This window comes from Streptomyces sp. CB03238 (assembly GCF_002099185.1).
GTDB lineage: Bacteria > Actinomycetota > Actinomycetes > Streptomycetales > Streptomycetaceae > Streptomyces.
The window spans coordinates 20173-41900 of the sequence record NZ_NBCN01000040.1; the positions used below are offsets into that span (position 1 = coordinate 20173).

General features: G+C 71.0%; 23 protein-coding genes and 1 rRNA gene. 7 read left to right on the top strand and 17 right to left on the bottom strand.

Annotated elements, in window-relative coordinates; genetic code table 11:
- Window positions 1–62: 62 nt before the first annotated feature.
- Together BKD26_RS37260 and BKD26_RS37265 are read left to right on the top strand one after the other, a co-directional pair.
- Window positions 63–581: a SigE family RNA polymerase sigma factor gene (locus BKD26_RS37260; RefSeq protein WP_084907460.1), complete on the top strand. Its 519-nt coding sequence runs from the start codon at window positions 63–65 to the stop codon at window positions 579–581.
- Entirely contained in the window at window positions 578–1249 is a 672-nt protein-coding gene (locus BKD26_RS37265) for a hypothetical protein (RefSeq protein WP_084907462.1), read from the top strand. The genes BKD26_RS37260 and BKD26_RS37265 overlap by 4 nt, the downstream gene beginning before the upstream one ends.
- Here the strand turns inward: BKD26_RS37265 and hemB are convergent.
- The 3 genes from hemB to BKD26_RS37280 all read right to left on the bottom strand — a co-directional run bounded on the left by hemB (window position 1246) and on the right by BKD26_RS37280 (window position 3903).
- The gene (hemB, locus tag BKD26_RS37270; protein ID WP_084907464.1) at window positions 1246–2244 is read right to left on the bottom strand and encodes a porphobilinogen synthase; all 999 of its coding nucleotides are present in this window, start codon (window positions 2242–2244) and stop codon (window positions 1246–1248) included. The genes BKD26_RS37265 and hemB overlap by 4 nt on opposite strands.
- 86 nt (window positions 2245–2330) lie before the next feature.
- Window positions 2331–3161: a helix-turn-helix domain-containing protein gene (locus BKD26_RS37275; protein ID WP_241519032.1), complete on the bottom strand. Its 831-nt coding sequence runs from the start codon at window positions 3159–3161 to the stop codon at window positions 2331–2333.
- Between the two features lie 301 nt (window positions 3162–3462).
- Entirely contained in the window at window positions 3463–3903 is a 441-nt protein-coding gene (locus tag BKD26_RS37280; protein WP_084907499.1) for an ATP-binding protein, read from the bottom strand.
- Between the two features lie 186 nt (window positions 3904–4089).
- On the opposite strand from BKD26_RS37280, the gene BKD26_RS37285 reads away from it, so the two are divergent.
- Together BKD26_RS37285 and BKD26_RS37290 are read left to right on the top strand one after the other, a co-directional pair.
- Window positions 4090–4875 carry a helix-turn-helix transcriptional regulator gene (locus tag BKD26_RS37285; RefSeq protein WP_084907497.1) on the top strand — a complete coding sequence of 262 codons (786 nt, stop codon included), beginning with the start codon at window positions 4090–4092 and terminating at the stop codon, window positions 4873–4875.
- On the top strand, window positions 4872–5132 hold the full coding sequence (locus tag BKD26_RS37290) for a DUF397 domain-containing protein (RefSeq protein ID WP_084907468.1): 261 nt from the start codon (window positions 4872–4874) through the stop codon (window positions 5130–5132). Before BKD26_RS37285 ends, BKD26_RS37290 begins: the two co-directional genes overlap by 4 nt.
- A gap of 68 nt (window positions 5133–5200) precedes the next feature.
- On the opposite strand, the gene BKD26_RS37295 is transcribed toward BKD26_RS37290, so the two are convergent.
- From BKD26_RS37295 to BKD26_RS37315, 5 genes are all read right to left on the bottom strand, one after another.
- Entirely contained in the window at window positions 5201–6865 is a 1665-nt protein-coding gene (locus BKD26_RS37295; protein WP_084907469.1) for a bifunctional uroporphyrinogen-III C-methyltransferase/uroporphyrinogen-III synthase, read from the bottom strand.
- Entirely contained in the window at window positions 6862–7821 is a 960-nt protein-coding gene (hemC, locus tag BKD26_RS37300; RefSeq protein WP_084907472.1) for a hydroxymethylbilane synthase, read from the bottom strand. Before hemC ends, BKD26_RS37295 begins: the two co-directional genes overlap by 4 nt.
- A complete protein-coding gene (locus BKD26_RS37305) occupies window positions 7818–9164 on the bottom strand; it encodes a glutamyl-tRNA reductase (RefSeq protein ID WP_084907473.1) in 1347 nt (448 codons plus the stop codon). Before BKD26_RS37305 ends, hemC begins: the two co-directional genes overlap by 4 nt.
- Window positions 9161–9946, bottom strand: coding sequence for a redox-sensing transcriptional repressor Rex (locus BKD26_RS37310; protein WP_084907475.1), 786 nt, complete (start codon window positions 9944–9946; stop codon window positions 9161–9163). Before BKD26_RS37310 ends, BKD26_RS37305 begins: the two co-directional genes overlap by 4 nt.
- A gap of 741 nt (window positions 9947–10687) precedes the next feature.
- Window positions 10688–10957: a glutaredoxin family protein gene (locus BKD26_RS37315; RefSeq protein ID WP_084907477.1), complete on the bottom strand. Its 270-nt coding sequence runs from the start codon at window positions 10955–10957 to the stop codon at window positions 10688–10690.
- Between the two features lie 102 nt (window positions 10958–11059).
- On the opposite strand from BKD26_RS37315, the gene BKD26_RS37320 reads away from it, so the two are divergent.
- The 3 genes from BKD26_RS37320 (at window position 11060) to BKD26_RS37330 (ending at window position 14648) form a co-directional block, all read left to right on the top strand.
- A complete protein-coding gene (locus BKD26_RS37320; protein WP_073753144.1) occupies window positions 11060–11965 on the top strand; it encodes an HAD-IB family hydrolase in 906 nt (301 codons plus the stop codon).
- A 483-nt stretch (window positions 11966–12448) separates the two neighbouring features.
- A complete protein-coding gene (locus BKD26_RS37325) occupies window positions 12449–13228 on the top strand; it encodes an ECF subfamily RNA polymerase sigma factor, BldN family (protein ID WP_084907479.1) in 780 nt (259 codons plus the stop codon).
- A gap of 229 nt (window positions 13229–13457) precedes the next feature.
- Window positions 13458–14648, top strand: a complete 1191-nt coding sequence (locus BKD26_RS37330) for a DUF5667 domain-containing protein (RefSeq protein ID WP_084907481.1) — start codon at window positions 13458–13460, stop codon at window positions 14646–14648.
- Between the two features lie 78 nt (window positions 14649–14726).
- Here the strand turns inward: BKD26_RS37330 and BKD26_RS37335 are convergent, their stop codons facing one another.
- From BKD26_RS37335 to rrf, 9 genes are all read right to left on the bottom strand, one after another.
- Window positions 14727–15779, bottom strand: coding sequence for a lysophospholipid acyltransferase family protein (locus BKD26_RS37335; RefSeq protein WP_084907483.1), 1053 nt, complete (start codon window positions 15777–15779; stop codon window positions 14727–14729).
- A gap of 17 nt (window positions 15780–15796) precedes the next feature.
- Window positions 15797–16855, bottom strand: a complete 1059-nt coding sequence (locus BKD26_RS37340; protein WP_084907485.1) for an NAD-dependent epimerase/dehydratase family protein — start codon at window positions 16853–16855, stop codon at window positions 15797–15799.
- 159 nt (window positions 16856–17014) lie between these two features.
- Complete coding sequence (locus BKD26_RS37345) at window positions 17015–17113, bottom strand: AURKAIP1/COX24 domain-containing protein (RefSeq protein ID WP_003948845.1); 99 nt, start codon at window positions 17111–17113, stop codon at window positions 17015–17017.
- Window positions 17114–17264: 151 nt separating this feature from the next.
- Window positions 17265–17474 carry a helix-turn-helix domain-containing protein gene (locus tag BKD26_RS37350; protein WP_158071103.1) on the bottom strand — a complete coding sequence of 70 codons (210 nt, stop codon included), beginning with the start codon at window positions 17472–17474 and terminating at the stop codon, window positions 17265–17267.
- Between the two features lie 128 nt (window positions 17475–17602).
- Window positions 17603–18418: a phosphatase gene (locus BKD26_RS37355; protein ID WP_084907487.1), complete on the bottom strand. Its 816-nt coding sequence runs from the start codon at window positions 18416–18418 to the stop codon at window positions 17603–17605.
- A gap of 119 nt (window positions 18419–18537) precedes the next feature.
- Window positions 18538–19713, bottom strand: a complete 1176-nt coding sequence (locus BKD26_RS37360) for an acetoin utilization protein AcuC (protein ID WP_084907501.1) — start codon at window positions 19711–19713, stop codon at window positions 18538–18540.
- Window positions 19682–20845, bottom strand: coding sequence for an MFS transporter (locus tag BKD26_RS37365; RefSeq protein WP_084907489.1), 1164 nt, complete (start codon window positions 20843–20845; stop codon window positions 19682–19684). The genes BKD26_RS37360 and BKD26_RS37365 overlap by 32 nt, the downstream gene beginning before the upstream one ends.
- Before the next feature lie 43 nt (window positions 20846–20888).
- Complete coding sequence (locus BKD26_RS37370; RefSeq protein WP_084907491.1) at window positions 20889–21533, bottom strand: HAD family hydrolase; 645 nt, start codon at window positions 21531–21533, stop codon at window positions 20889–20891.
- Between the two features lie 62 nt (window positions 21534–21595).
- Window positions 21596–21712, bottom strand: a 5S ribosomal RNA gene (rrf, locus tag BKD26_RS37375).
- Window positions 21713–21728 lie beyond the last annotated feature (16 nt).

Genomic DNA, 21728 nt, shown 5'->3' on the forward strand with positions numbered 1-21728 from the left:
CAGGGCCCGACACGGGGCGGGCCCTGCCACCACACCCGCCGCCGAACGCGAGGACCCTCACCGTGCCCCAGGAGAACACCTCCGACTTCGCCGAGTACGCCACGGCGTCCTGGCCCCGCCTGGTGCGCACGGCCCAACTGCTCACCGGCGACTTCCACGAGGCGGAGGACCTGGTGCAGACGACGCTCGCCAAGCTCTACGCGCGCTGGCGGTGGATCCCCCGCGACGAGATCGACATGTACGTGCGGCGCGCCCTGGTCAACAACAACCTCAGCCGCCTCCGCAAGAGACGCGTCGTCCATCTGCTGATGCCGTTCCTCCCGGAGAAGGCCCACCGCTCGCACGCCGAGTCGGTCGAACAGCACACGGTTCTGTGGGAAGCGCTGGGGGACCTGTCCGCCCGCCAGCGGGCCGTGATGGTCCTGCGTTACTGGGAGGACCTGAGCGAGCAGGACATCGCCGACGTACTGAACTGCTCCGTCGGCACGGTCAAAACCCATGCCAGGCGCGGCCTGGAGGCGCTGCGTGCCCACGCCGCCCTCGCCGGCCACCCCCACGCCTCCCCCGGAGCGAAGCGATGAACCCCACAGAGGAAGCCCGGCTGCGCGAGGTGTTCGCCGACGCGGCCCACGGCATCACCCCCGGCCCCGTACCGCTCACGGCCGTCGAACGGGCGGGACGTGCCCGCCGCCGGCGGCGCACGGCGGGGCTGACGGCCTGCTGCGGCCTGCTGGTGGCCTCCTTGGCCGTCACCGCCCACCGGTTCGTCGCACCGGAACAACACCAGCCCGTGGTGACCCCGGCCTCACCGACGGCGAGCCCACCGCCCGCCCCGAGGAAACAACGCCCGGCCCCCACCCCGCCCAAGGTCGTGACACCGGGCGAACGCGTACAGGCCGCACCCGGAGTGGAACTGTGGCTCACCCAGGAGGGCAAGCACTGGTCCACCCCCGACAGCGGTGAGAACTTCCGCAGCGTCGCCGACGGCAACCTGGACATGACCAGGCCGGGCATCAGCCACCAGTCGGAATCCGACGGCCGACGCGCCTTCCACTCCGGCATCTACCACGGCACCAAGGAACCCGTCCGCATCGAACTCACCGACAAGGCCGGCAAAACCACCACCGCCACCCTCGTGGAACTCCCCGGCAAGCCGGGCTGGGGCGCCTGGTACGCGACCACGACGGACGACCCGGCCATCACGCTCTACGACAGCGTGGGCAACGTCCTCGCCGGTACGGGGCTCTAGCCGCGGCCGAGGCGCTGGGCGACCTCCGTCGCCCAGTAGGTGAGGATCATCTGCGCACCCGCCCGCTTGATCCCCGTCAGGGACTCCAGGATCGCCTTGTCCCGCTCGATCCAGCCCTTCTCCGCGGCGGCTTCGATCATCGCGTACTCACCGCTGATCTGGTACGCGGCGACCGGCACGTCCACCGCGTCCGCGACCTTCGCCAGCACGTCCAGATAGGGCCCGGCCGGCTTGACCATCACCATGTCGGCGCCCTCATCCAGATCCAGCGCCAGCTCACGCATGGACTCCCGCAGGTTGGCCGCGTCCTGCTGGTACGTCTTGCGGTCCCCCTTCAGGGACGACCCGACCGCCTCACGGAACGGCCCGTAGAACGCCGACGCGTACTTCGCCGTGTAGGCGAGCACCGCCACGTCCTCCTTGCCGATCGTGTCGAGCGCGTCCCGGATGACGCCGACCTGGCCGTCCATCATCCCGCTGGGCCCCACCACATGAACGCCCGCGTCCGCCTGCACCTGCGCCATCTCGGCGTACCGCTCCAGGGTCGCGTCATTGTCGACACGCCCCTCCTGATCCAGCACACCACAGTGCCCATGATCCGTGTACTCATCCAGACACAGATCCGACATCACAACGAGCTCGTCACCAACCTCGGCCCGCACATCCCGGATCGCGACCTGAAGAATCCCGTCCGGATCGGTCCCCGCCGTCCCGACCGCGTCCTTCTTCGCGTCCTCCGGCACCCCGAAGAGCATGATCCCGGAGACCCCGGCCTCGACCGCCTCCACGGCGGCCTTCCGCAGCGTGTCCCGCGTGTGCTGCACCACGCCGGGCATCGCCGAGATCGGCACCGGCTCGCTCACCCCCTCCCGCACGAACGCGGGCAGGATCAGATCGGCCGGGTGGAGCCGCGTCTCCGCGACCATCCGCCGCATCACGGGAGTCGTCCGCAGCCGCCGCGGCCGCGCACCGGGGAAGGATCCGTACGAAGTCATACGCCCACGCTACGCCCGCGCCACCCGTGCTCTTGCCGACAGCCTGCCGGACTCGCCGCCCCTCCGCCGCCCCGCCGCAGTCGCGCTCAGGCCGCCAAGGCCGTCCCGGAACGGCATTCGCGGCAGCACCCCGGCTCAGGCGAGCGGAACGCGCGGTCGCACGTGTCGCAGGTCTGGAACGGATGAGGCGGGGCGGCCTCGACGCCCAGGGTGTCCCCTGCGGGGAGCGGCGGAGGCAGCATCTCCCGCAGCCGGTGCCCGAGGAGCCCGGCCGGGCTGGTCATATCCACCGGCAGGCACGCGGTCAGGGTGCGGTGGACGGCGGCGGGGCTGGCACCGTTGTCGAACCACGCGGCCACGGCGGGGGCGAGGCGCCGTACCTCCCGTCCGGAGAGGGTGAGCCGGTCGTCGGTGCGGCGCAGACCCGCGAGGAGGGCGACAGCGGTGTCGTGGTGCTCGCCGCCGACCGCCTCGGCGGGTTCGGGCACGGCCACCACGACGGGCGCCGCCGCTGTCACCGATGACACCGGCGGTACGGGTTCCACCGGCGCGAGCGGCTCCGGAGGCCTGACCACGCCGAGCGCCGGGGCGTTGTAGGCGTAGGTACGGGTCACCATGCGGCCACTGGTCATGCGCTCCCGTACCCGTCGGATGTAGCCGTGCGCCTCCAGCTCACGCAGGGTCGAGGCGATCCGGTCGCGGCTCTCGGGGAACCTGGCGGCGAGGGTGCGGATGTCGATCGAGGCGCCTTCGGGCAGCGACAGGATGTGGGTGGCCAGCCCGATCGCGGTGAGGGACAGCTCGGCGTGCTGGGCCAGGTGGTTGCCGATGATCGTGTAGCGGTCCGGCTGGTGTTCCCTGATGTGGGTGACCCCGGTGTGGGTGGTGCTTCGGAGAACACGGGGTCGCGGGCGCACAGCGGCGCTAGGCTTTGGCTCAGCCATGGGGAAGACCTTTTCTCTTCCTCGATGGTCAGGCCCTCGCACTGGGATTCGCACTCCCGGCGGGGGCCGTCGCATATCTGCGGTTGTCAAGGGCGAGCGTGCCCGGCCAAACCGCCCCCGCGCCACCCGTGTTGGGCGGATTCACTCCAGCGAGTGACGTACGCGGGGTTTGGTTGGTTTGGAAGGTTCTTTCCCAAGGTTATTTGTCTTTGACCGCCTGCAGCACCGGCTCCCGGCCCACCGGATCCCGGGTTTCCGGGCTCCGGTGACGCGTTCAGCGGCCGGGAGGCTGGACGAGGTCGAGTTCCGCCCAGACGGTCTTGCACGGCACCGGACCGAGCTCGACGCCCCAGCGATCCGCCAACACCTCGACGAGCAACAGCCCGTAACCGGACTCGGCCACCCCACCGGCCGGCCCCACCGTACGTACGGGCATCCGCTCGTGACGGGTGTCCGTCACTTCCACCCGGAGCGTGGCGGCCTGCACCACAGCGAGCGTGAGCCGGAAGCTCCGTCCAGGCACCCGCCCATGCGACACGGCGTTCGCCGCCAGCTCCGCCACGATGAGCCTCGCCGGATCCAGCGCCAGCCCCCACGAACACAGTTGCTCCACCGCCAGCAGCCGGGCCAACCGTGCGCCGCGACGGGTGGCGGAGAGCGGCACGGAGAACTGGTGCGGCGGGGCGGGGGTAAGGGGCGCGATTTGTCGATTCACGTCACCCAGCGTGTCCACGCGTGCGTACGCTGTGAAGAAAGGCAGCCCGTGCGGACGGCGACTGTCCGCGTGACGTCCGGTTCCGTCCGGGCCGTACGGGATGACCGGAAAGGGCTCGGCGGGAGGGCGACGGACGTGAGTGACGACTGGGACGCGGACCTGGAGGACGACGAGGCCGGGGCCGTGATGAGGACCGTCGTACGGCAACTGAAGCTGTGGCGCGAGGCGGCCGGCCTCACACAGACCGAGTTCGGTGCGGCCATCGGGTACGGGGAGGAACTCGTCTCCTCCGTCGAGCGCGGACGCCGCATTCCCCGCCCCGAGTACCTGGACCGCTCCGACCAGGTCCTGAACGCGGGCGGCCGGATCGCGGCGATGAAGAAGGACGTGGCGGAGGTCCGGTACCCGAAGAAGGTACGGGACGTGAAGCGCCTTGAGGCCGAGGCGGTCGAGATCTGCTCCTACAACAACTCGGTCATCGACGGCTTGCTGCAGACGGAGGAGTACGCGCGTGCTGTGTTCGGCGGCCGTCGGCCTCCGTTCACAGAGGAGGAACTGGAACAGCGGGTCGCCGCACGACTGGCCCGCCAGGAGATCCTCGACACTGCAACCGCACGGCCGGTTTTCAGCTTTGTGCAGTGCGAGGCGACGCTACGCCGCTTGATCGGGGGCAAGATGGTGATGCGGCCGCAGCTCGAACGGTTGTTGGAGGTGGGGCGGTTGCGGAACGTCGACTTGCAAGTCCTGCCTTTGAGCCGCGAGGAGAACTCCGGGCTCGGCGGTCCGTTCCGGTTGCTCAAGCTCCAGGACGGAGCGACGGTCGGACTGAATGAAGTGCAGCTCACCAGCCGTGTGACCGCTGACCCGAAAGAGACCCGGATCCTCGACATGCGTTATGGAATCATCCGGGCGCAGGCTCTCACTCCTCGAGAGTCGCTGGCCTTGATCGAGAAAGTGCTGGGAGAGACATGACCCTCAAGCTCTCTGATGGAGCCGGTTCCGACCTGGAGTGGATAAAGAGCAGCTACAGCACGGACGACGGCCCGTCCTGCGTCGAAGTGGCCTGGGTGAAAAGCAGTTACAGCGGCGCGGACGGCCCCTCTTGCGTCGAGGTCGCAGCAACCCCCGAGACCATCCTCGTCCGCGACTCCAAGAACCCCACCGGCCCCCGCCTCGCCCTCGCCCCCACCACCTGGGCGACCTTCCTGCCGTACGCCTCCGGCAACTGACAAAGCGCGTACGGGGGTGGAGCGCACCGTCCGGCGCCCTCCACCCCCGTAGGAGGCCCTACCGACCGTCAGGTCGTACGCCGCCGCCGCGCCCCCGGGCGGCGCTCGCTCGGCCGCGTCACCGGGTCGCCCGCCTCCAGCGCGGCGGCCCGGCGACGGAGCCCGAACTCGGCGAGCGCCTCGGCCAGCTTGTGGACGGACGGCTCGGGCGACAGGACGTCGACCCGGAGCCCGTGCTCCTCCGCCGTCTTGGCGGTCGCCGGCCCGATACAGGCGATGACCGTCACGTTGTGCGGCTTACCGGCGATGCCCACCAGGTTCCGCACCGTCGACGACGACGTGAACAGAACAGCGTCGAAGCCACCGCCCTTGATCGCCTCGCGCGTCTCGGCCGGCGGCGGCGACGCCCGCACGGTCCGGTACGCGGTGACGTCGTCGACCTCCCACCCGAGCTCGATGAGACCGGCGACCAGCGTCTCGGTCGCGATGTCGGCGCGCGGCAGGAAGACACGGTCGATCGGGTCGAAGACCGGGTCGTACGGCGGCCAGTCCTCCAGCAGCCCGGCCGCCGACTGCTCGCCGCTCGGCACGAGGTCCGGCTTCACACCGAACTCGACCAGCGCGGCGGCCGTCTGCTCGCCCACCGCCGCGACCTTGATCCCGGCGAAGGCGCGGGCGTCGAGCCCGTACTCCTCGAACTTCTCCCGCACCGCCTTCACCGCGTTGACGGACGTGAAGGCGATCCACTCGTAGCGGCCCGTCACGAGCCCCTTGACCGCCCGCTCCATCTGCTGCGGCGTACGCGGCGGCTCGACGGCGATGGTCGGGACCTCGCTGGGCACGGCACCGTAGGACCGGAGCTGGTCGGAGAGCGACGCCGCCTGCTCCTTCGTACGCGGTACGAGGACCTTCCAGCCGAACAGCGGCTTGGACTCGAACCACGCGAGCTGGTCGCGCTGGGCGGCGGCGCTGCGCTCACCGACCACGGCTATGACGGGCTGGTGGCCCTCAGGCGACGGCAGCACCTTCGCCTGCTTCAGCACCTGCGCGATCGAGCCGAGCGTCGCGGTCCACGTCCGCTGCCGGGTGGTCGTACCGGCCACCGTCACGGTCAGCGGGGTGTCGGGCTTACGGCCCGCCGACACCAGCTCACCGGCAGCGGCGGCCACGGAGTCCAGGGTCGTCGACACGACCACCGTCCCGTCCGACGCCCCGACCTCCGTCCAGCACCGCTCACTCGCGCTCCGCGCGTCCACGAAACGCACGTCCGCGCCCTGCGCGTCCCGCAGCGGCACACCCGCGTACGCGGGCACGCCCACGGCCGCGGCGACACCGGGCACGACCTCGAAGGGGATGCCCTCCGCGGCGCACGCGAGCATCTCGGCGCCCGCGTTGCCGTCGAGCCCCGGGTCACCGCTCACCGCACGGACGACCCGCTTGCCGCCCCTCGCGGCCTCCATGACAAGATTGGTCGCATCCCTCAACACGGGGACCCCGGCGGGCATTGACGCATCGTCAACGACCGTCAGCTCAGGCGTGCTCACGCCCGCCCGCGCATGGCCGCGTACGACGTCGAGCACATCCGGCTCGGCGATCAGTACGTCAGCGCCTGACAGGGCCTCGACGGCGCGCAGTGTCAGCAGCCCGGGATCACCGGGTCCGGCGCCCAGGAAGGTGACGTGCCCGCACGCGGTGAACGCGGAGGAAGCCTTGGATGCAGTGGTGGGGCTCAAAGTGCTCGCTCCCCCATAAGACCGGCCGCACCCTTGGCGAGCATCTCGGACGCGAGCTCGCGACCGAGCGCGACAGCGTCGCCGTGCGACTTGGGTACGGGACCGGTGGTGGACAACTGCACCAGCGTGGAGCCGTCGGTCGTGCCGACGACGCCCCGCAGGCGCATCTCATGAACAACCTGCCCATCGGCCAGCAGGTCGGCCAGGGCACCCACAGGTGCGCTGCAGCCGGCCTCCAGGGCGGCGAGCAGGGACCGCTCGGCGGTCACGGCGGCCCGGGTGTACGGGTCGTCGAGCTCCGCGAGCGCGGCGGCGAGGCCGGCGTTCGCCGCCGTGCACTCGATCGCCAGGGCTCCCTGACCGGGAGCGGGCAGAACGGTGTCGACCGACAGGAAGTCGGTGACCTCCTCGCTACGCCCGATGCGGTTGAGCCCGGCCGCGGCGAGTACCACCGCGTCCAGCTCCCCGTTCCGTACGTAGCCGATGCGCGTGTCGACATTCCCCCGGATGGCGACACACTCGATCTCCATGCCGCGGGCCCGCGCGTACGCGTTGAGCTGCGCCATGCGCCGCGGCGAACCGGTACCCACACGGGACCCGGCCGGAAGCTCCTCGAACCGCAGCCCGTCCCGGGCGACCAGCACGTCACGCGGGTCCTCGCGCTGCGGGATCGCCGCGAGCACCAGGTCGTCGGGCTGCGCGGTCGGCAGGTCCTTCAGCGAGTGCACGGCGAAGTCGACCTCGCCGGCGAGCAGCGCGTCGCGCAGCGCCGTGACGAAGACGCCGGTGCCGCCGATCTGCGCGAGGTGCTCGCGGGAGGTGTCACCGTACGTGGTGATCTCCACCAGCTCCACGGGACGCCCGGTCAGCTGCCGCACCGCCTCCGCGACATGGCCGGACTGGGCCATGGCGAGCTTGCTGCGCCTGGTCCCGAGCCTCAATGCCCTCTCGGTCATACTCGCCCTCTATTCGGGTCGTTCATGTCGGCCCGGCTGACGGAGGCGACCGTCTCCGGGTCGAGGTCGAAGAGTGTGCGCAGCGCGTCCGCGTACCCCGCGCCACCGGGCTCGCTGGCGAGCTGCTTGACCCGTACGGTCGGCGCGTGGAGGAGCTTGTCCACCACACGCCGTACGGTCTGGGTGATCTCGGCGCGCTGCTTGTCGTCGAGGCCGGGCAGCCGCCCCTCCAGCCGGGCCATCTCCCCCGCGACGACGTCGGCGGCCATGGTGCGCAGCGCGACGACGGTGGGGGTGATGTGCGCGGCGCGCTGGGCGGCGCCGAAGGCGGCGACCTCGTCGGCGACGATGCCGCGCACCTGGTCCACGTCGGCGGCCATCGGCGCGTCGGCGGAGGCCTCGGCGAGCGACTCGATGTCGACGAGCCGGACGTCCGCCAGCCGGTGCACGGCGGCGTCGATGTCGCGGGGCATGGCCAGGTCGAGCAGCGCGAGCGGAGCCGTACGGCCCGCCATCGCACTCTCGACGGCCACACCCGTCAGCACCAGCCCCGTGGCACCCGTGCAGGAGACGACCACGTCGGCACGTGTCAGCTCGTCACCGACGGAGGCCATGGCCACCGCACGCGCGGCCACCCCCGTACCCCCGGGCTCGGTCAGGATCTGTACGAGCCGTTCGGCGCGCTCCACCGTCCGGTTGGCGATGACGATCTCGCCCACCCCGGACCGCGCGAGCGTGGCGGCGGCCAGCGAGGACATGGAGCCGGCGCCGATGACGAGCGCCCGCTTGCCCCCGGCCCAGGCGGAGACATCCGCACCGGCGGCCAGCTGCTGCAGCCCGAAGGTGACGAGCGACTGGCCGGCCCGGTCGATGCCGGTCTCGCTGTGGGCCCGCTTGCCGACCCGCAGCGCCTGCTGGAACAGGTCGTTCAGCAGCCGGCCGGCGGTGTGCAGCTCCTGGCCGCGCGCGAGGGCGTCCTTGATCTGGCCGAGGATCTGTCCCTCGCCCACCACCATCGAGTCCAGCCCGCACGCCACCGAGAACAGGTGGTGGACGGCCCGGTCCTCGTAGTGCACGTACAGGTACGGGGTGAGCTCCTCCAGCCCGACGCCGCTGTGCTGGGCGAGCAGCGTGGACAGCTCGGCGACGCCCGCGTGGAACTTGTCCACGTCGGCGTACAGCTCGATGCGGTTGCAGGTGGCCAGGACGGCGGCCTCGACGGCCGGTTCGGCGGCGAGGGTGTCGTGGAGCAGCTTGCTGCGCGTGTCGGAGTCGAGGGAGGCCCGCTCCAGCACGCTGACGGGGGCGCTGCGGTGGCTGAGGCCGACGACGAGGAGGCTCATGCCGGCATCACGGCGGGCATGTCCCCGTCAGGTCCCTTCCGGCCCTCGGCCGGGGCCGTCGCGGCGGCCGCGTCACGCACGGCGGGCGGCAGGGCGGCCTCGCCGCCCGCACCCGGCTCCTCGCCGGCCTTGCGCTGCTCGTGGAAGGCGAGGATCTGCAGCTCGATGGAGAGGTCGACCTTGCGTACGTCCACGCCGTCGGGCACGGACAGCACGGTCGGCGCGAAGTTCAGGATGGACGTCACCCCGGCCGCGACGAGCCGGTCGCAGACCTGCTGCGCGGCACCGGCGGGCGTGGCGATGACGCCGATCGAGACGCCGTTCTCGTCGACGATCTTCTCGAGGTCGTCGATGAACTGGACGGGCATGCCCGCGACCGGCTTGCCGACCATCGAGGGGTCGGCGTCGATCAGCGCGGCGACGCGGAAGCCACGGGAGGCGAACCCGCCGTAGTTGGCGAGGGCGGCGCCGAGGTTACCGATACCGACCATGACGATCGGCCAGTCCTGGGTGAGCCCGAGCTCGCGCGAGATCTGGTAGACGAGGTACTCGACGTCGTACCCGACGCCACGGGTGCCGTACGAGCCGAGGTACGAGAAGTCCTTGCGCAGCTTCGCGGAATTGACCCCCGCCGCCGCCGCGAGCTCCTCGGAGGAGACCGTCGGTACGGAGCGCTCCGACAGTGCGGTGAGCGCCCGCAGATACAGCGGAAGCCTGGCGACGGTGGCCTCGGGGATTCCTCGGCTACGGGTCGCCGGTCGGTGTGTTCGGCCAGTTGCCACGGTGCTCCTGCGGGATGAGCGGGGCTGCAGGCGGCCATACGTACCGAGGCCGCCCCGTCGACAGCAGGCTATGTCTTTGTGAACGCGTGCACAAAGATGGTGTCCATTTTGTCCGCGCAAAGTGACCGGGCTCACGCGAATCGATCGCGCCATCCCGGAACCAAGGCGAACCTCAGTCCGTTCACGAGCCGAAGGGGGCAAAGCGGTACACACTCCTCATGACCACGCCCCCGAAGCGCAACAAAACGCACACGATGGTAACCGCCTTTCCCGGTCATCTCCCGCCCTCAGCCATAGGCGGAGCCGGTTCGGTTGCTGCCGGTGGGCCAGGGTCGGGGCCCCTCCGGGCTCACCTCCTCGCCGTCGGCGGGGCGCCGAGCCAGTCTCCTCACCGCTTCTCGCCGCCGAGCGGCTGCGGGGGCGACCCTGCACGGCCCCTTCTCGCCGTGGTCGACGACAAGCGCGCCCGCGGACGGCGTACGACCGGGGTGTGGCCGTGCAGGATCGCCCCCGCAGAGGATGGGGGTCCCCCCTGCTCGAGCGAAGCCGAGAGCTTGGGGGAGGCGTCGGAAGGGCTCCGAACCGCCGAGACCCAAGGCCGCCGGCCTCGAGGAGGTGAGCCCGGAGGGGCCGCACCCCACCACCCACCGGCAGGCGCCGCACCGCACCGCACCCCACCACCCACCGGCAGGCGCCGCACCGCACCGCACCAAGAACCGCGCCGCGCCGCGCCGGCGAGGGTCACACCTCCAGCGCGCGCCGCAGCCGCCCGGCATCCACCTTCCAGAAGGTGTGCTGCTCCCCGTCCACCAGGACAACCGGAATCTGCTCCCAGTACGCGCTGTGGAGCTCCGCGTCCTGAAGGATGTCCTTCTCCTCCCATACGGCACCCGTCTCGGCGCACACCTCACGGATCACCTCCCGCGCGTCGTCGCACAGATGGCACCCGGGCTTACCGATGAGGGTCACCGTCCGCGGACCGCCGGCCTTCTTCTTCGTACGTCCGAACATGCCCCCTATTCTCCGCCCGCGTCACGCCGTCGCCCCACAGAGTTCACGCCATGGCATCCCCACAAGTCGGGAAGGACCGAACACAGTGGCTATGCTCACGACATGGCCGCACTGGGATGGCTCACTCCTCATAGGCGTTCCGCCACCGCGCGCAGCGTGCTGGCGGGCGAGGCGTCGGCCGAGGCCGCCCGCAAGACCTCGCAGCCGGCGCCCGAACCCCAGTTCCCCGTCCCCGGCGACGAGCACGCCGCCGCGTTCTTCGACCTCGACAACACGGTGATGCAGGGCGCCGCGATCTTCCACTTCGGCCGAGGGCTGTACAAGCGGAAGTTCTTCCAGCGCCGGGAGCTGGCCCGGTTCGCCTGGCAGCAGGCCTGGTTCCGGCTCGCCGGCGTCGAGGACCCCGAGCACATGCAGGACGCCCGCGACAGCGCGCTGTCCATCGTCAAGGGCCACCGCGTCTCCGAGCTGATGACCATCGGCGAGGAGATCTACGACGAGTACATGGCCGACCGCATCTGGCCCGGCACCCGCGCCCTCGCCCAGGCCCACCTCGACGCCGGCCAGCGGGTCTGGCTGGTCACCGCCGCGCCCGTCGAGACGGCGACCATCATCGCCCGCCGCCTGGGCCTCACGGGCGCGCTCGGCACGGTCGCCGAGTCCGTGGACGGCGTCTACACCGGCAAGCTCGTCGGCGAACCCCTGCACGGCCCGGCCAAGGCGGAGGCGGTCCGCGCGCTGGCCGCCGCGGAGGGCCTGGACCTGTCGCGCTGCGCGGCGTACAGCGACAGCCACAACGACATCCCGATGCTGTCCCTGGTGGGCCACCCGTACGCCATCAACCCGGACACCAAGCTGCGCCGGTACGCGCGCGAGCGCGAGTGGCGCCTCCGCGACTACCGCACGGGCCGCAAGGCCGCCAAGGTCGGCATCCCGGCCGCCGCAGGCGTCGGCGCCCTCGCCGGCGGCACCGCCGCCGCAGTAGCCCTCCACCGCCGCCGCCGCTGACCCCCGGCCCGCCCCACGTTGTGGGCGGTCGTTCCGCTGGGGGCCCAGGACGAAGTCCTGGGGGGAGGAACGGGTGGGCACAACGGAACGGGGCGGCGCCCTGCCCACCCCGCGCCGCCAACCTCTGCGGGGACGACCCGGCACGGCCCCACCCCGCCCGTACGCCGCCTGCGGGCCGACGCCCAATCCCGCCTCTTACCCGCCCACGCCCCCCGCCAGTCGCCTCACCCGCACTCGGCCACAAGAGATCCCACACCCAAGCAGATCTCGAAGTAATGCGATCAATAAATGGTCACGAAGTGCGACTTGATCAGCCGCGTAGGCGCAACAGAAACGACTGAATCGATGATTTAAGCAACTCGGTGTAGCGCTCCCTGCACTAAGCGTTATTCTCCTCAGACGCATACGGAACCTCCACGCGTCGCTACGACGAGTGAAAGGTCCCGTACTGCACGTGATGGAAGCTCTGCCTCTGGGAGTCCCGTGTACCCACACGTCGGGGTTGACGCCTCGGGCCTGGCTACGCTCCGCGCAACGGTCATCGACCATCTGCGCGGCTTCGTCCCCACCGCGTACGCCGTCCCGGCCTTCGCCTCACCGGCACTCGCCGGTCCTTGCTATGCCCTCGCCGACGGCGGTGCAGCCGTCGGGAGACGCGGCGGCCGGGGCGGTTCGGGCACCTCGACCACCGCCCGACGGCCCACCGCCGACAGCGACAGCGCCCGCATGATGGAGCTGGTCGAGCGCGCCCAGGCCGGTGAGGCCGACGCCTTCGGCCGTCTGTACGACCAGTACAGCGACACCGTGTACCGCTACATCTACTACCGCGTCGGCGGGAAGGCGACGGCCGAGGACCTCACCAGCGAGACGTTCCTGCGCGCCCTGCGGCGCATCTCCACCTTCACCTGGCAGGGGCGCGATTTCGGTGCCTGGCTGGTCACCATCGCTCGCAACCTGGTCGCCGACCACTTCAAATCGAGCCGATTCCGGCTGGAAGTGACCACCGGCGAAATGCTCGACGCCAACGAGGTCGAGCGCAGCCCGGAGGACTCGGTCCTGGAGTCCCTCTCCAACGCGGCCCTTCTGGAGGCGGTCCGCAAGCTGAACCCGCAGCAGCAGGAGTGCGTGACGCTGCGCTTCCTCCAGGGCCTGTCGGTCGCGGAGACCGCCCGCGTGATGGGCAAGAACGAAGGTGCGATCAAGACGCTCCAGTACCGGGCGGTCCGCACCTTGGCGCGCCTGCTGCCCGAAGACGCCCGCTGACGCACAGCGGGCGACCTCAACTCACCGTCGGTGACGCCTCGATGACGCGCTGGTCCGATCATCTTTCGTGCGTAACCCAAGTGCCGAGACGCTCGTTGTGCGGGATGCAGGCTCCCTGTGGTCACACCATGACCCCAGCCACTCACTCGTTCGTGTGGATGTGCTCAAGGTGTGCAACCTTCCGGACCCCCCGGGGAGTCGACCGTCATGACGAGAGGAGGTGCCGCCAGTGATCGCGAACGTATCGGCGCACCGGCGGGCGAACGCCTTCGCCCAGGCCCTGGAAGAGCAGGCGGCCGAGCAGCCCGAGGCATCGGTCGAACCGACCGAGCAGGGTCGGCTGTTGGCCCTGGCGAGCGGCCTCGGCGAGCTGCCGAAGCCGGAGTTGGACCCCGACGTGAAGGTGGTGCAACGAGCGCAGCTGGTCGCCGCCATGGAGGCGATGTTTGCCGAGGGGAGCGCATCCGCGGGCCCTACGGTGCCGGAGCAGCGGGCGGCGACCGGGCGGGGCGCCCACCGGGCATCCGCTCTCCGGAAGTTGCGCCCCCGTTCCCGCTGGTCGAAGGGGCTCGCCGCCGGCGGACTCACGGTCGGGGTGGCGGCGGGCGCGTTCAGCGGGGTGGCCGCTGCCAGTTCCGACGCCCTCCCCGGTGACTCGCTCTACGGGCTGAAGCGCGGTATGGAGGACCTCAAGCTGGGTATGGCGGACGACGACGCCGACCGGGGCGAGATCTACCTGAACCAGGCCTCCACCCGGCTCAGCGAGGCCCGCCGCCTCATTGAGCGCGACCGGTCCGGGGTGCTGGACCACGAGTCCCTGGGCGAGATCCGGCGGGCGCTCAACGGCATGCAGCACGATGCCGCCGAAGGCCACCGGCTGCTCCGCCTGGCGTACGAACGGGACGGGACCATCGCCCCGATGGCCACGCTCAACTCGTTCGCCCGCAACCACCGGGAGGCCTGGAACGGCCTGCGCGACCGGCTGCCCGCCCAGCTGACCGACGTACGGGACCAGGTGAGTGACGTCTTCGCCGCCATAGACGAAGAGGTCGGCCCGCTCCAGTCCAAGCTGCCGCAGCCCCCGGAGCGGAGCGACGGCCGGGAATCCGGCCGACCCGGCGCCACCGAGGACTCCTCGGGCTCCGGACCGTCCCGCCAGTCCCCCTCGACGCCGGAAGCGCGGCCCTCCGGCAACAGCAGCAAGCCCGGCCCCTCCGGCTCCGGATCGGGCGCGGCGAAGGACGACGGCCTGCTCGGCGGCAACACGGGCGGCCTGCTCGAACCGGACCCGACGACGCCTCCGCCGGCCTCGGGCGGCGACAGTCGGCCCACCCCGCCGCCGGCCCCGGACGTCACCATCCCGCCGATCCTCCCGGGCATCATCCCGGGCCTGGGCATCGACGAGGAAGACGCCAGGTAGTTGCATGGGGCCCTCCCCAGGGAGGGCCCCCACCAACTCAGAAAAACACCGACCGCCGCGTCGCCGCGCCCGGCTCCGTCAGAAGAACACCGACCGCCGCTGCACCAGCAGCTTGTAGAGCGTGTGCTGGATCTGTTCCCGGACCTGGTCCGTCAGGTTGAACATCAGCATCGGATCCTCCGCCGCCTCCGGCGGGAACCCGTCCGTCGGAATCGGCTCACCGAACTGGATCGTCCACTTCGTCGGCAGCGGCACCGCCCCCAGCGGCCCCAGCCAGGGAAACGTGGGCGTGATCGGGAAGTACGGAATCCCCAGCACCCTCGCGAGGGTCTTCGCGTTGCCGATCATGGGGTAGATCTCCTCCGCCCCCACGATCGAGCACGGCACGATCGGCGCACCCGCCCGCAGCGCCGTCGACACGAACCCGCCCCGGCCGAACCGCTGAAGCTTGTAGCGCTCGCTGAAGGGCTTCCCGATGCCCTTGAAGCCCTCCGGCATCACCCCGACGACCTCACCGCGCTGCAGCAGCCGCTCCGCGTCCTCCGCGCACGCCAGCGTGTGCCCCGCCTTACGGGCCAGCTCGTTGACGACCGGCAGCATGAAGACCAGGTCCGCGGCGAGCAGCCGCAGATGCCGCCCGGCCGGGTGGTTGTCGTGCACGGCGACCTGCATCATCAGCCCGTCCAGCGGCAGCGTCCCCGAATGGTTCGCCACCACCAGCGCCCCGCCCTCCGACGGGATGTTCCCGATGCCCTTCACCTCGACGCGGAAGTACTTCTCGTACAGCGGCCGCAGCAGCGACATCAGGACCTGGTCGGTCAGCTCCTCGTCGTACCCGAACTCGTCGACCTCGTACTCGCCGGTGATCCGCCGCCGCAGGAACGCCAGCCCGCCCGCGAGCCGCCGCTCCCAGCCGCCACCGCAGCCCGCGTCCGGCTGTGCGCCGCCCCCAGCGGCCTCCGGAGCCGCCGCCTCGGGCGCCTGCGGCCCCGGCAGCGGGCTCACCGCGCCCTCGCCGTTCCGCCGCCGTGCGCCGCCTCCCAGCAGGGGCCGGCGGCGCGCCGGTCGTGGAGTGGCCGCACCACCGCGCGACCGGTCGTCGTCGAACGGGATGACCTTGGCGTCCGCCATCGTTGTATCGCGCTCCCTCATCCGGCGGTGTGCGTCGTCTTCGCGCCGCCCAGCGGCGGCCACGCGGCGATCCGGTCGACCGCGCCCGCGAGGGCCTCCGGCGGCAGCAGGCCCGGGCCGCGGCTGCGCGCGAAGTCCGCGAAGGCCTCCGCGGTCGTGTACTTCGGCTCGAACCCGAGCGTCTCGCGCATCTGCGCCGTACTGACCACCCGGCCATGCGTCAGCAGCCGGATCTGCTCGGGCGAGAAGTCGGTCACACCGACCGTACGCAGCGCCGTGCCGACCCAGGTGACCGCGGGCAGCAGCACCGGCACCGTCGGCCGCCCCAGCCGCCGCGAACACTGCGACAACGTCAGTACACCGTCGCCGGCCACATTGAACGTGCCGCTGTTGAGCGTGGCGCGCCGCGGCTCGTGCGAGGCGATCCGCAGCACCTCGATGACGTCGTCCTCGTGGACGAACTGGAGCCGGGGGTCGTAGCCGAACACCGTCGGCAGGACGGGCAGCGAGAAGTACTCGGCGAGCGGCGAGTCCGCGTCCGGCCCGAGGATGTTGGCGAACCGCAGCACGCACACCGCCACATCGGGCCGCCGGCGCGCGAAGCCCCGCACATACCCCTCCACCTCGACGGCGTCCTTGGCGAAGCCGCCGCTCGGCAGGGACTTCGGCGGGGTCGTCTCCATGAAGACGGCCGGGTCGCGCGGCGCGGAGCCGTACACGCTCGTACTGGACTTCACCACCAGCCGGCTGACCGTCGGCGACTTCTGGCACGCCCCCAGCAGCTGCATGGTGCCGATGACATTGGTCTCCTTGACCGCCGTCCGGCCACCGGCGCCCAGCGGCGTCCCGGTGACGTCCATATGGACGACGGTGTCGACCTCGTACTCCGCCAGGACCCGCCCTATGGCGGGCTGCCGGATGTCGGCACGGACGAACTCCGCCCCGCCCAGCCGGTGCGCGGGAGGGACGGCGTCCACGCCGATCACCCGCTCCACCTCGGGATCCCGCTGAATGCGGCGTACGAACCGGCCGCCGAGCTGCCGGGCCACGCCGGTGACGAGCACGACCTTCCCCAAGATCAGCGCCTTCCGTTCGGTCCTCGCCTACGGGCCACCGTAGCGGGTGAATGGTGCGCTGTAATGACCGCCGCACCCCCAGGGGTGCCGCGGCAAACACCGCGGCCCTCCCACCGGAACCGGTGGAAGGGCCGCGAATGGCGCACGTACAGCCGTCGCCTACTTCTTGTTGCGACGCTGAACGCGGGTGCGCTTGAGCAGCTTGCGGTGCTTCTTCTTGGCCATCCGCTTACGCCGCTTCTTGATAACAGAGCCCACGACTACCCTCGCTCACTTCTCGGAACACCCCCGCACAAGCGGGGATCTCGGTGCGGGGCGTCTGGGCCCACACGACCTACGTCGGCCTAGCCTACCGGCCAGAGCGCCGAGCTTGTAATCCGAGGGGTACGTGGGACTCCCTCGACCACCGCTACGCGGTCTCCACCCCCACAAAGGACTCACGGAGGTACTCGTGAACCGCTTGCTCCGGAACCCGGAATGACCTGCCCACCCGGATCGCCGGCAGATGACCGCTGTGCACCAAGCGGTACACGGTCATCTTCGACACTCGCATCACCGCGGCGACTTCCGCCACCGTCAGGAACACGACCTCATTCAGAGGCCTCTGCTCTGCAGCCATGACCCACCTGTACCTTCCGCCCACAACGCCCACCGGCTTCCCCTCCGGTGACTCTTCGTCGCGGTGCGCTCACTCACCAGACTAGGGGCGGGTGATACGAGTGGGGAAGAGGAGCTGTTATCCCCCGCCTACCGTGACAGACACGCTCGATTGAGTACATAGCGAGTAAGCGGCCGGTAGTAATCAGACCGCACACCGTCATCAATCGGAACGGCGACGGACACGCGCCCCTCCGCCTCTCCGACGAACAGCGCGGGGTCGTCCGTGTCGGCCAGCCCGATGGCCTCAATACCCAGCTGACCTGCGCCGCAGACCCATCCGTGGTCGCCCACGACGAGCTCCGGAAGCGGCCCGCCGACGTCCGCGAGACCCTCCAGAGCGGCCCTGACGGGGAGGGGGGAATGGGTGTGTGCGCCGGTCTCACAACCGGCGCCTTCGGCCCCCGGTTCCCGCACCAACGCGACTCCTCGTACGTAGTCGAGGCTGTACGTACGTACGCCGAACCGGGTCGTTATGTCGACACATCGCCCCTGCGCGGGTGTGAGAACGAGACATCCGGCCGCCGACAAAGCGTCTGCGAGCCCGGCGTAGAAGCCGAGCAGCCGGTGTGGATGCCCGGTCCCGAGCAGCACCGGCGCCCGCCTCCCCGCCGCCTCCGCGAGCCGCGCGGCGAACGCGCCGAGCGCGCTCAGCGTCCGCTCCGGGTCGATGACATCGGGCCCCGACCGGTACGCGGGATCGCCGGACACCCCGCACTTGTCGGCCATCAGGCGTAACAGGTCCCGCTCGTCCCACCCCCGCTCCGGATGGAGCCCCAGCGTCACCCGCGGATCCCGGGCCGCGAACAGGCGGTAGCTGCGCAGGCTCTCCTCCCGCGAGGTGGACACCGGGCCCGCCAGCCCGGCCGCCAGCAAATGCGCGCGCAGCGCACCGGTACTCAACACCCTGCCGATGCTGCCGCACCTCGCCCGGCGCGGCGCCAAAACGTCCCGGACACCCCACAGTTGGCGTAACCGCGCCCGTGGCACGATCGCGCCAATGCCGCCCGAGCGGCGGTGTACGCCTACGGCAGCAACCCCCGCAGCGGGAACGCCGCCCGCCGCGCCGCCAGCACCGCCTGGTCCAGACGGTCCGCCGGGTCGTACCCCTCGTCCCAGCCCCGCCACTCCACCGGCCACCGCCCGTCCGTCATCCGCCCGGGTGCCAGTTGCCGCGTCCGCGCGTACACCTCGTCCCGCCACGACGACGGGACGACCGACTCGGGCTCCACCGGAGCACCCGCCGCGATCCCCACCAGATGCGTCCACGACCTCGGTACGACGTCCACGACCGCGTACCCGCCGCCACCGAGGGCGACCCACCGCCCCTCGGCGTACTCGTGCGCCAGGTCGTGGCACGCCACCTGGACCGCCCGCTGGGCGTCCAGCGACACCGCCAGGTGGGCGAGGGGGTCCTCGAAGTGCGTGTCGGCCCCGTGCTGCGTCACCAGCACCTGGGGCCGGAAGTCCGCCAGCAGCTCGGGCACCACCGCGTGGAACGCCCGCAGCCACCCCGCGTCACCCGTCCCGGCCGGCAGCGCCACGTTCACCGCGCCGCCCTCCGCCGGCCCCGCCGCGCCCGTCTCCTCCGGCCACCCGGTCCCCGGGAACAGCGTGCGCGGGTGCTCGTGCAGCGAGACGGTCAGCACCCGCGGGTCCTCCCAGAACGCCGCCTGTACGCCATCCCCGTGGTGCACGTCCACGTCCACGTACGCGACCCGCTCCGCGCCCAGCTCCAGCAGCCGCGCGATCGCCAGCGACGCGTCGTTGTAGATGCAGAACCCGGCCGCCGACCCCGGCATCGCGTGATGCAGCCCACCCGCGAAGTTCACCGCGTGCGCGGCCTCACCCCGCCACACCGCCTCGGCCGCGCCCACCGACTGGCCCGCGATCAGCGCCGACGACTCGTGCATCCCGGCGAACGCCGGGTCGTCCAGCGTCCCCAGCCCGTACGCCTGGTCAGCAGCCTTCGGGTTCGCCGACGCCGCCCGTACGGCCGCCACATAGTCCTCACGGTGCACCAGCCGCAGCGTCGAGTCCCCGGCGGGCTTCGCGGCCACCACGTCCACCTGACGGTCCAGCCCGTACGCCCGCACCAACCCCATGGTCAGCGCGAGCCGGACGGGGTCCATCGGGTGCCCGGCCCCGAAGTCGTACCCGGTAAGTGCGTCATCCCACATCAACAGTGCGCGGCCGCTCATGCCCGCCACCGTATCGGTCCCGTTCAACACCGAACGACCGGGCATACCGCAGCGTCACCAGCACCAACACCAGCGGTACCAGCATCGCCCCGCGATAGCTCCACGCGTCACCGACAGCCCCCACCAACGGCGACCCGACCAGGAAGCCCACGTAGTTGAAAACGTTGAGCCGCGCCACCTCCGCGTCACCGCGCGCCGCCGCGAACGTCTGCGGCACCACCACACTCAGGCCCAGCCCCAGCACCGTGAACCCGGCCACCCCCGCCCACGCCCCCGGCGCCCCGGCCACCACCCCGAACCCGACCGCCGCCAGCACCGCCCCACCCCGCACCACGGCCACCGCCCCGAACCGCCGCACCCCCAGATCCCCCACGGCCCGCCCCAACAGGGTCATGACCATATAGGCGTTGTACGGCACGGTCGCCAGCGCCTCCGAACTCCCCAGCACGTCCGTCAGATACTTCGCGCTCCAGTTCGACACCGTGGAATCGCCGATGTACGCGAAGGTCATCACCAGGCACAGCGGTACCAGCAACCCCACCGGCCGCCCCGCCGAGCCCCCCGCCCGCCGCTCCCCGTCCACATACCACCGGCTCCCCAGCAACGCCGCCGGCAGCACCACCACCACGACCGCCAGGTACGAGACGCCCAGCCCCAGACGCCAGTGCACCGCCGCCCACGCCAGCGAGGCCCCCACGATCCCGCCCAGGCTGTACGCGGCGTGGAACCCGAGCATGATGCTGCGCCCGTACGCGTGCTGGAGGCTCACTCCGAGCATGTTCATCGCCGCGTCGAGCGCCCCGACGGCCAGCCCGAACATCCCGAGCGCCACCGCCACGTGCCACAGCCGCTCTCCCGCCCCCACGCCCAGGAGGGCCAGCAGCACGACCGGCTGCGCCCACCGGAGCACCACGCTCGGCGCCACCCCCCGCACCAGCTTCCCCGTGGCCACGCTCCCGGCACCCGCGAGGACCGGCACGGCCGCCAGGAACACCGGCAGCAGAGCATCGGATATCCCGTACCGGTCCTGAATGGCGGGGATACGCGTCACCAGCAGCGCGAAGGTCACCCCCTGCACGAAGAAGGAGACCGCCAGCGAACCCCGACCACGCCGCAACCGCGCATCCGTCATGGCGGCACAGCGTAGGGCTCTCACCTACCCGTGGGTAGATCACTCACGCGAGCAGCCCCATCAGCTCCCCCATGTCCTCGAAGTACCCGTTCGCCCCGGCCAGCTTCCCGGCCGCCGTCATCGCCGTGAACCCGTACACGGCCATCCCGGCCGCCAGAGCGGCCTGCACCCCGAGAGGACTGTCCTCGACGACGACACACCGCTCAGGCGCCACGCCCATCCGCTCGGCGGCGTACAGGAACAGATCCGGCGCCGGCTTCCCCCGCCCCACATCCTGCGAACTGAACACGTTGCCCTCCCCGAACCACCGGTCCAGCCCCGTCTTCCGATGCCCCACCCGGATCCGCTCATGGCTCCCGGAGGAAGCGACGCAGTACGGCACCCCTTCGGCGACCAGCTTTCCCAGCACCTCCGGCACCCCGGCCACCACCTCCAACTCCCGCTCGAAGGCGGCGAACACGCGTGCGTGGAAGATCTCGTCGAAGTCCTCGGGCAACCGCTGCCCGGTCCGCTCCAGGACGAGGTCGTGTACGCGGTGCATCGCGGCCCCCATGTAGTCGCGCAGGGAGTCCTCGTACGAGGTGAGGTGCCCGAGCTCGGTCAGGTACGCGGCCAGGAGGGTATTGGACAGGGGCTCGCTGTCGACGAGGACCCCGTCGTTGTCGAAGATGACGAGTTCATAGCGCATGCCACCACCGTAAACGCAGAAAAGCCCCGCACCATAAGGTGCGGGGCTTTCCCACAATAATTGTTCGGCGGTGTCCTACTCTCCCACAGGGTCCCCCCTGCAGTACCATCGGCGCTGAAAGGCTTAGCTTCCGGGTTCGGAATGTAACCGGGCGTTTCCCTAACGCTATGACCACCGAAACACTATGAAGATGTC

Bases quoted from the DNA above. Each gene is read 5' to 3' on its own strand.
- BKD26_RS37265 (WP_084907462.1), top strand. From the start codon at position 578: ATGAACCCCACAGAGGAAGCCCGGCTGCGCGAGGTGTTCGCCGACGCG.
- hemB (WP_084907464.1), bottom strand. From the start codon at position 2,244: ATGACTTCGTACGGATCCTTCCCCGGTGCGCGGCCGCGGCGGCTGCGG.
- BKD26_RS37285 (WP_084907497.1), top strand. From the start codon at position 4,090: ATGAGGACCGTCGTACGGCAACTGAAGCTGTGGCGCGAGGCGGCCGGC.
- BKD26_RS37290 (WP_084907468.1), top strand. From the start codon at position 4,872: ATGACCCTCAAGCTCTCTGATGGAGCCGGTTCCGACCTGGAGTGGATA.
- hemC (WP_084907472.1), bottom strand. From the start codon at position 7,821: ATGACCGAGAGGGCATTGAGGCTCGGGACCAGGCGCAGCAAGCTCGCC.
- BKD26_RS37305 (WP_084907473.1), bottom strand. From the start codon at position 9,164: ATGAGCCTCCTCGTCGTCGGCCTCAGCCACCGCAGCGCCCCCGTCAGC.
- BKD26_RS37315 (WP_084907477.1), bottom strand. From the start codon at position 10,957: ATGTTCGGACGTACGAAGAAGAAGGCCGGCGGTCCGCGGACGGTGACC.
- BKD26_RS37320 (WP_073753144.1), top strand. From the start codon at position 11,060: ATGGCCGCACTGGGATGGCTCACTCCTCATAGGCGTTCCGCCACCGCG.
- BKD26_RS37335 (WP_084907483.1), bottom strand. From the start codon at position 15,779: ATGGCGGACGCCAAGGTCATCCCGTTCGACGACGACCGGTCGCGCGGT.
- BKD26_RS37350 (WP_158071103.1), bottom strand. From the start codon at position 17,474: ATGGCTGCAGAGCAGAGGCCTCTGAATGAGGTCGTGTTCCTGACGGTG.
- BKD26_RS37360 (WP_084907501.1), bottom strand. From the start codon at position 19,713: ATGAGCGGCCGCGCACTGTTGATGTGGGATGACGCACTTACCGGGTAC.
- BKD26_RS37365 (WP_084907489.1), bottom strand. From the start codon at position 20,845: ATGACGGATGCGCGGTTGCGGCGTGGTCGGGGTTCGCTGGCGGTCTCC.
- BKD26_RS37370 (WP_084907491.1), bottom strand. From the start codon at position 21,533: ATGCGCTATGAACTCGTCATCTTCGACAACGACGGGGTCCTCGTCGAC.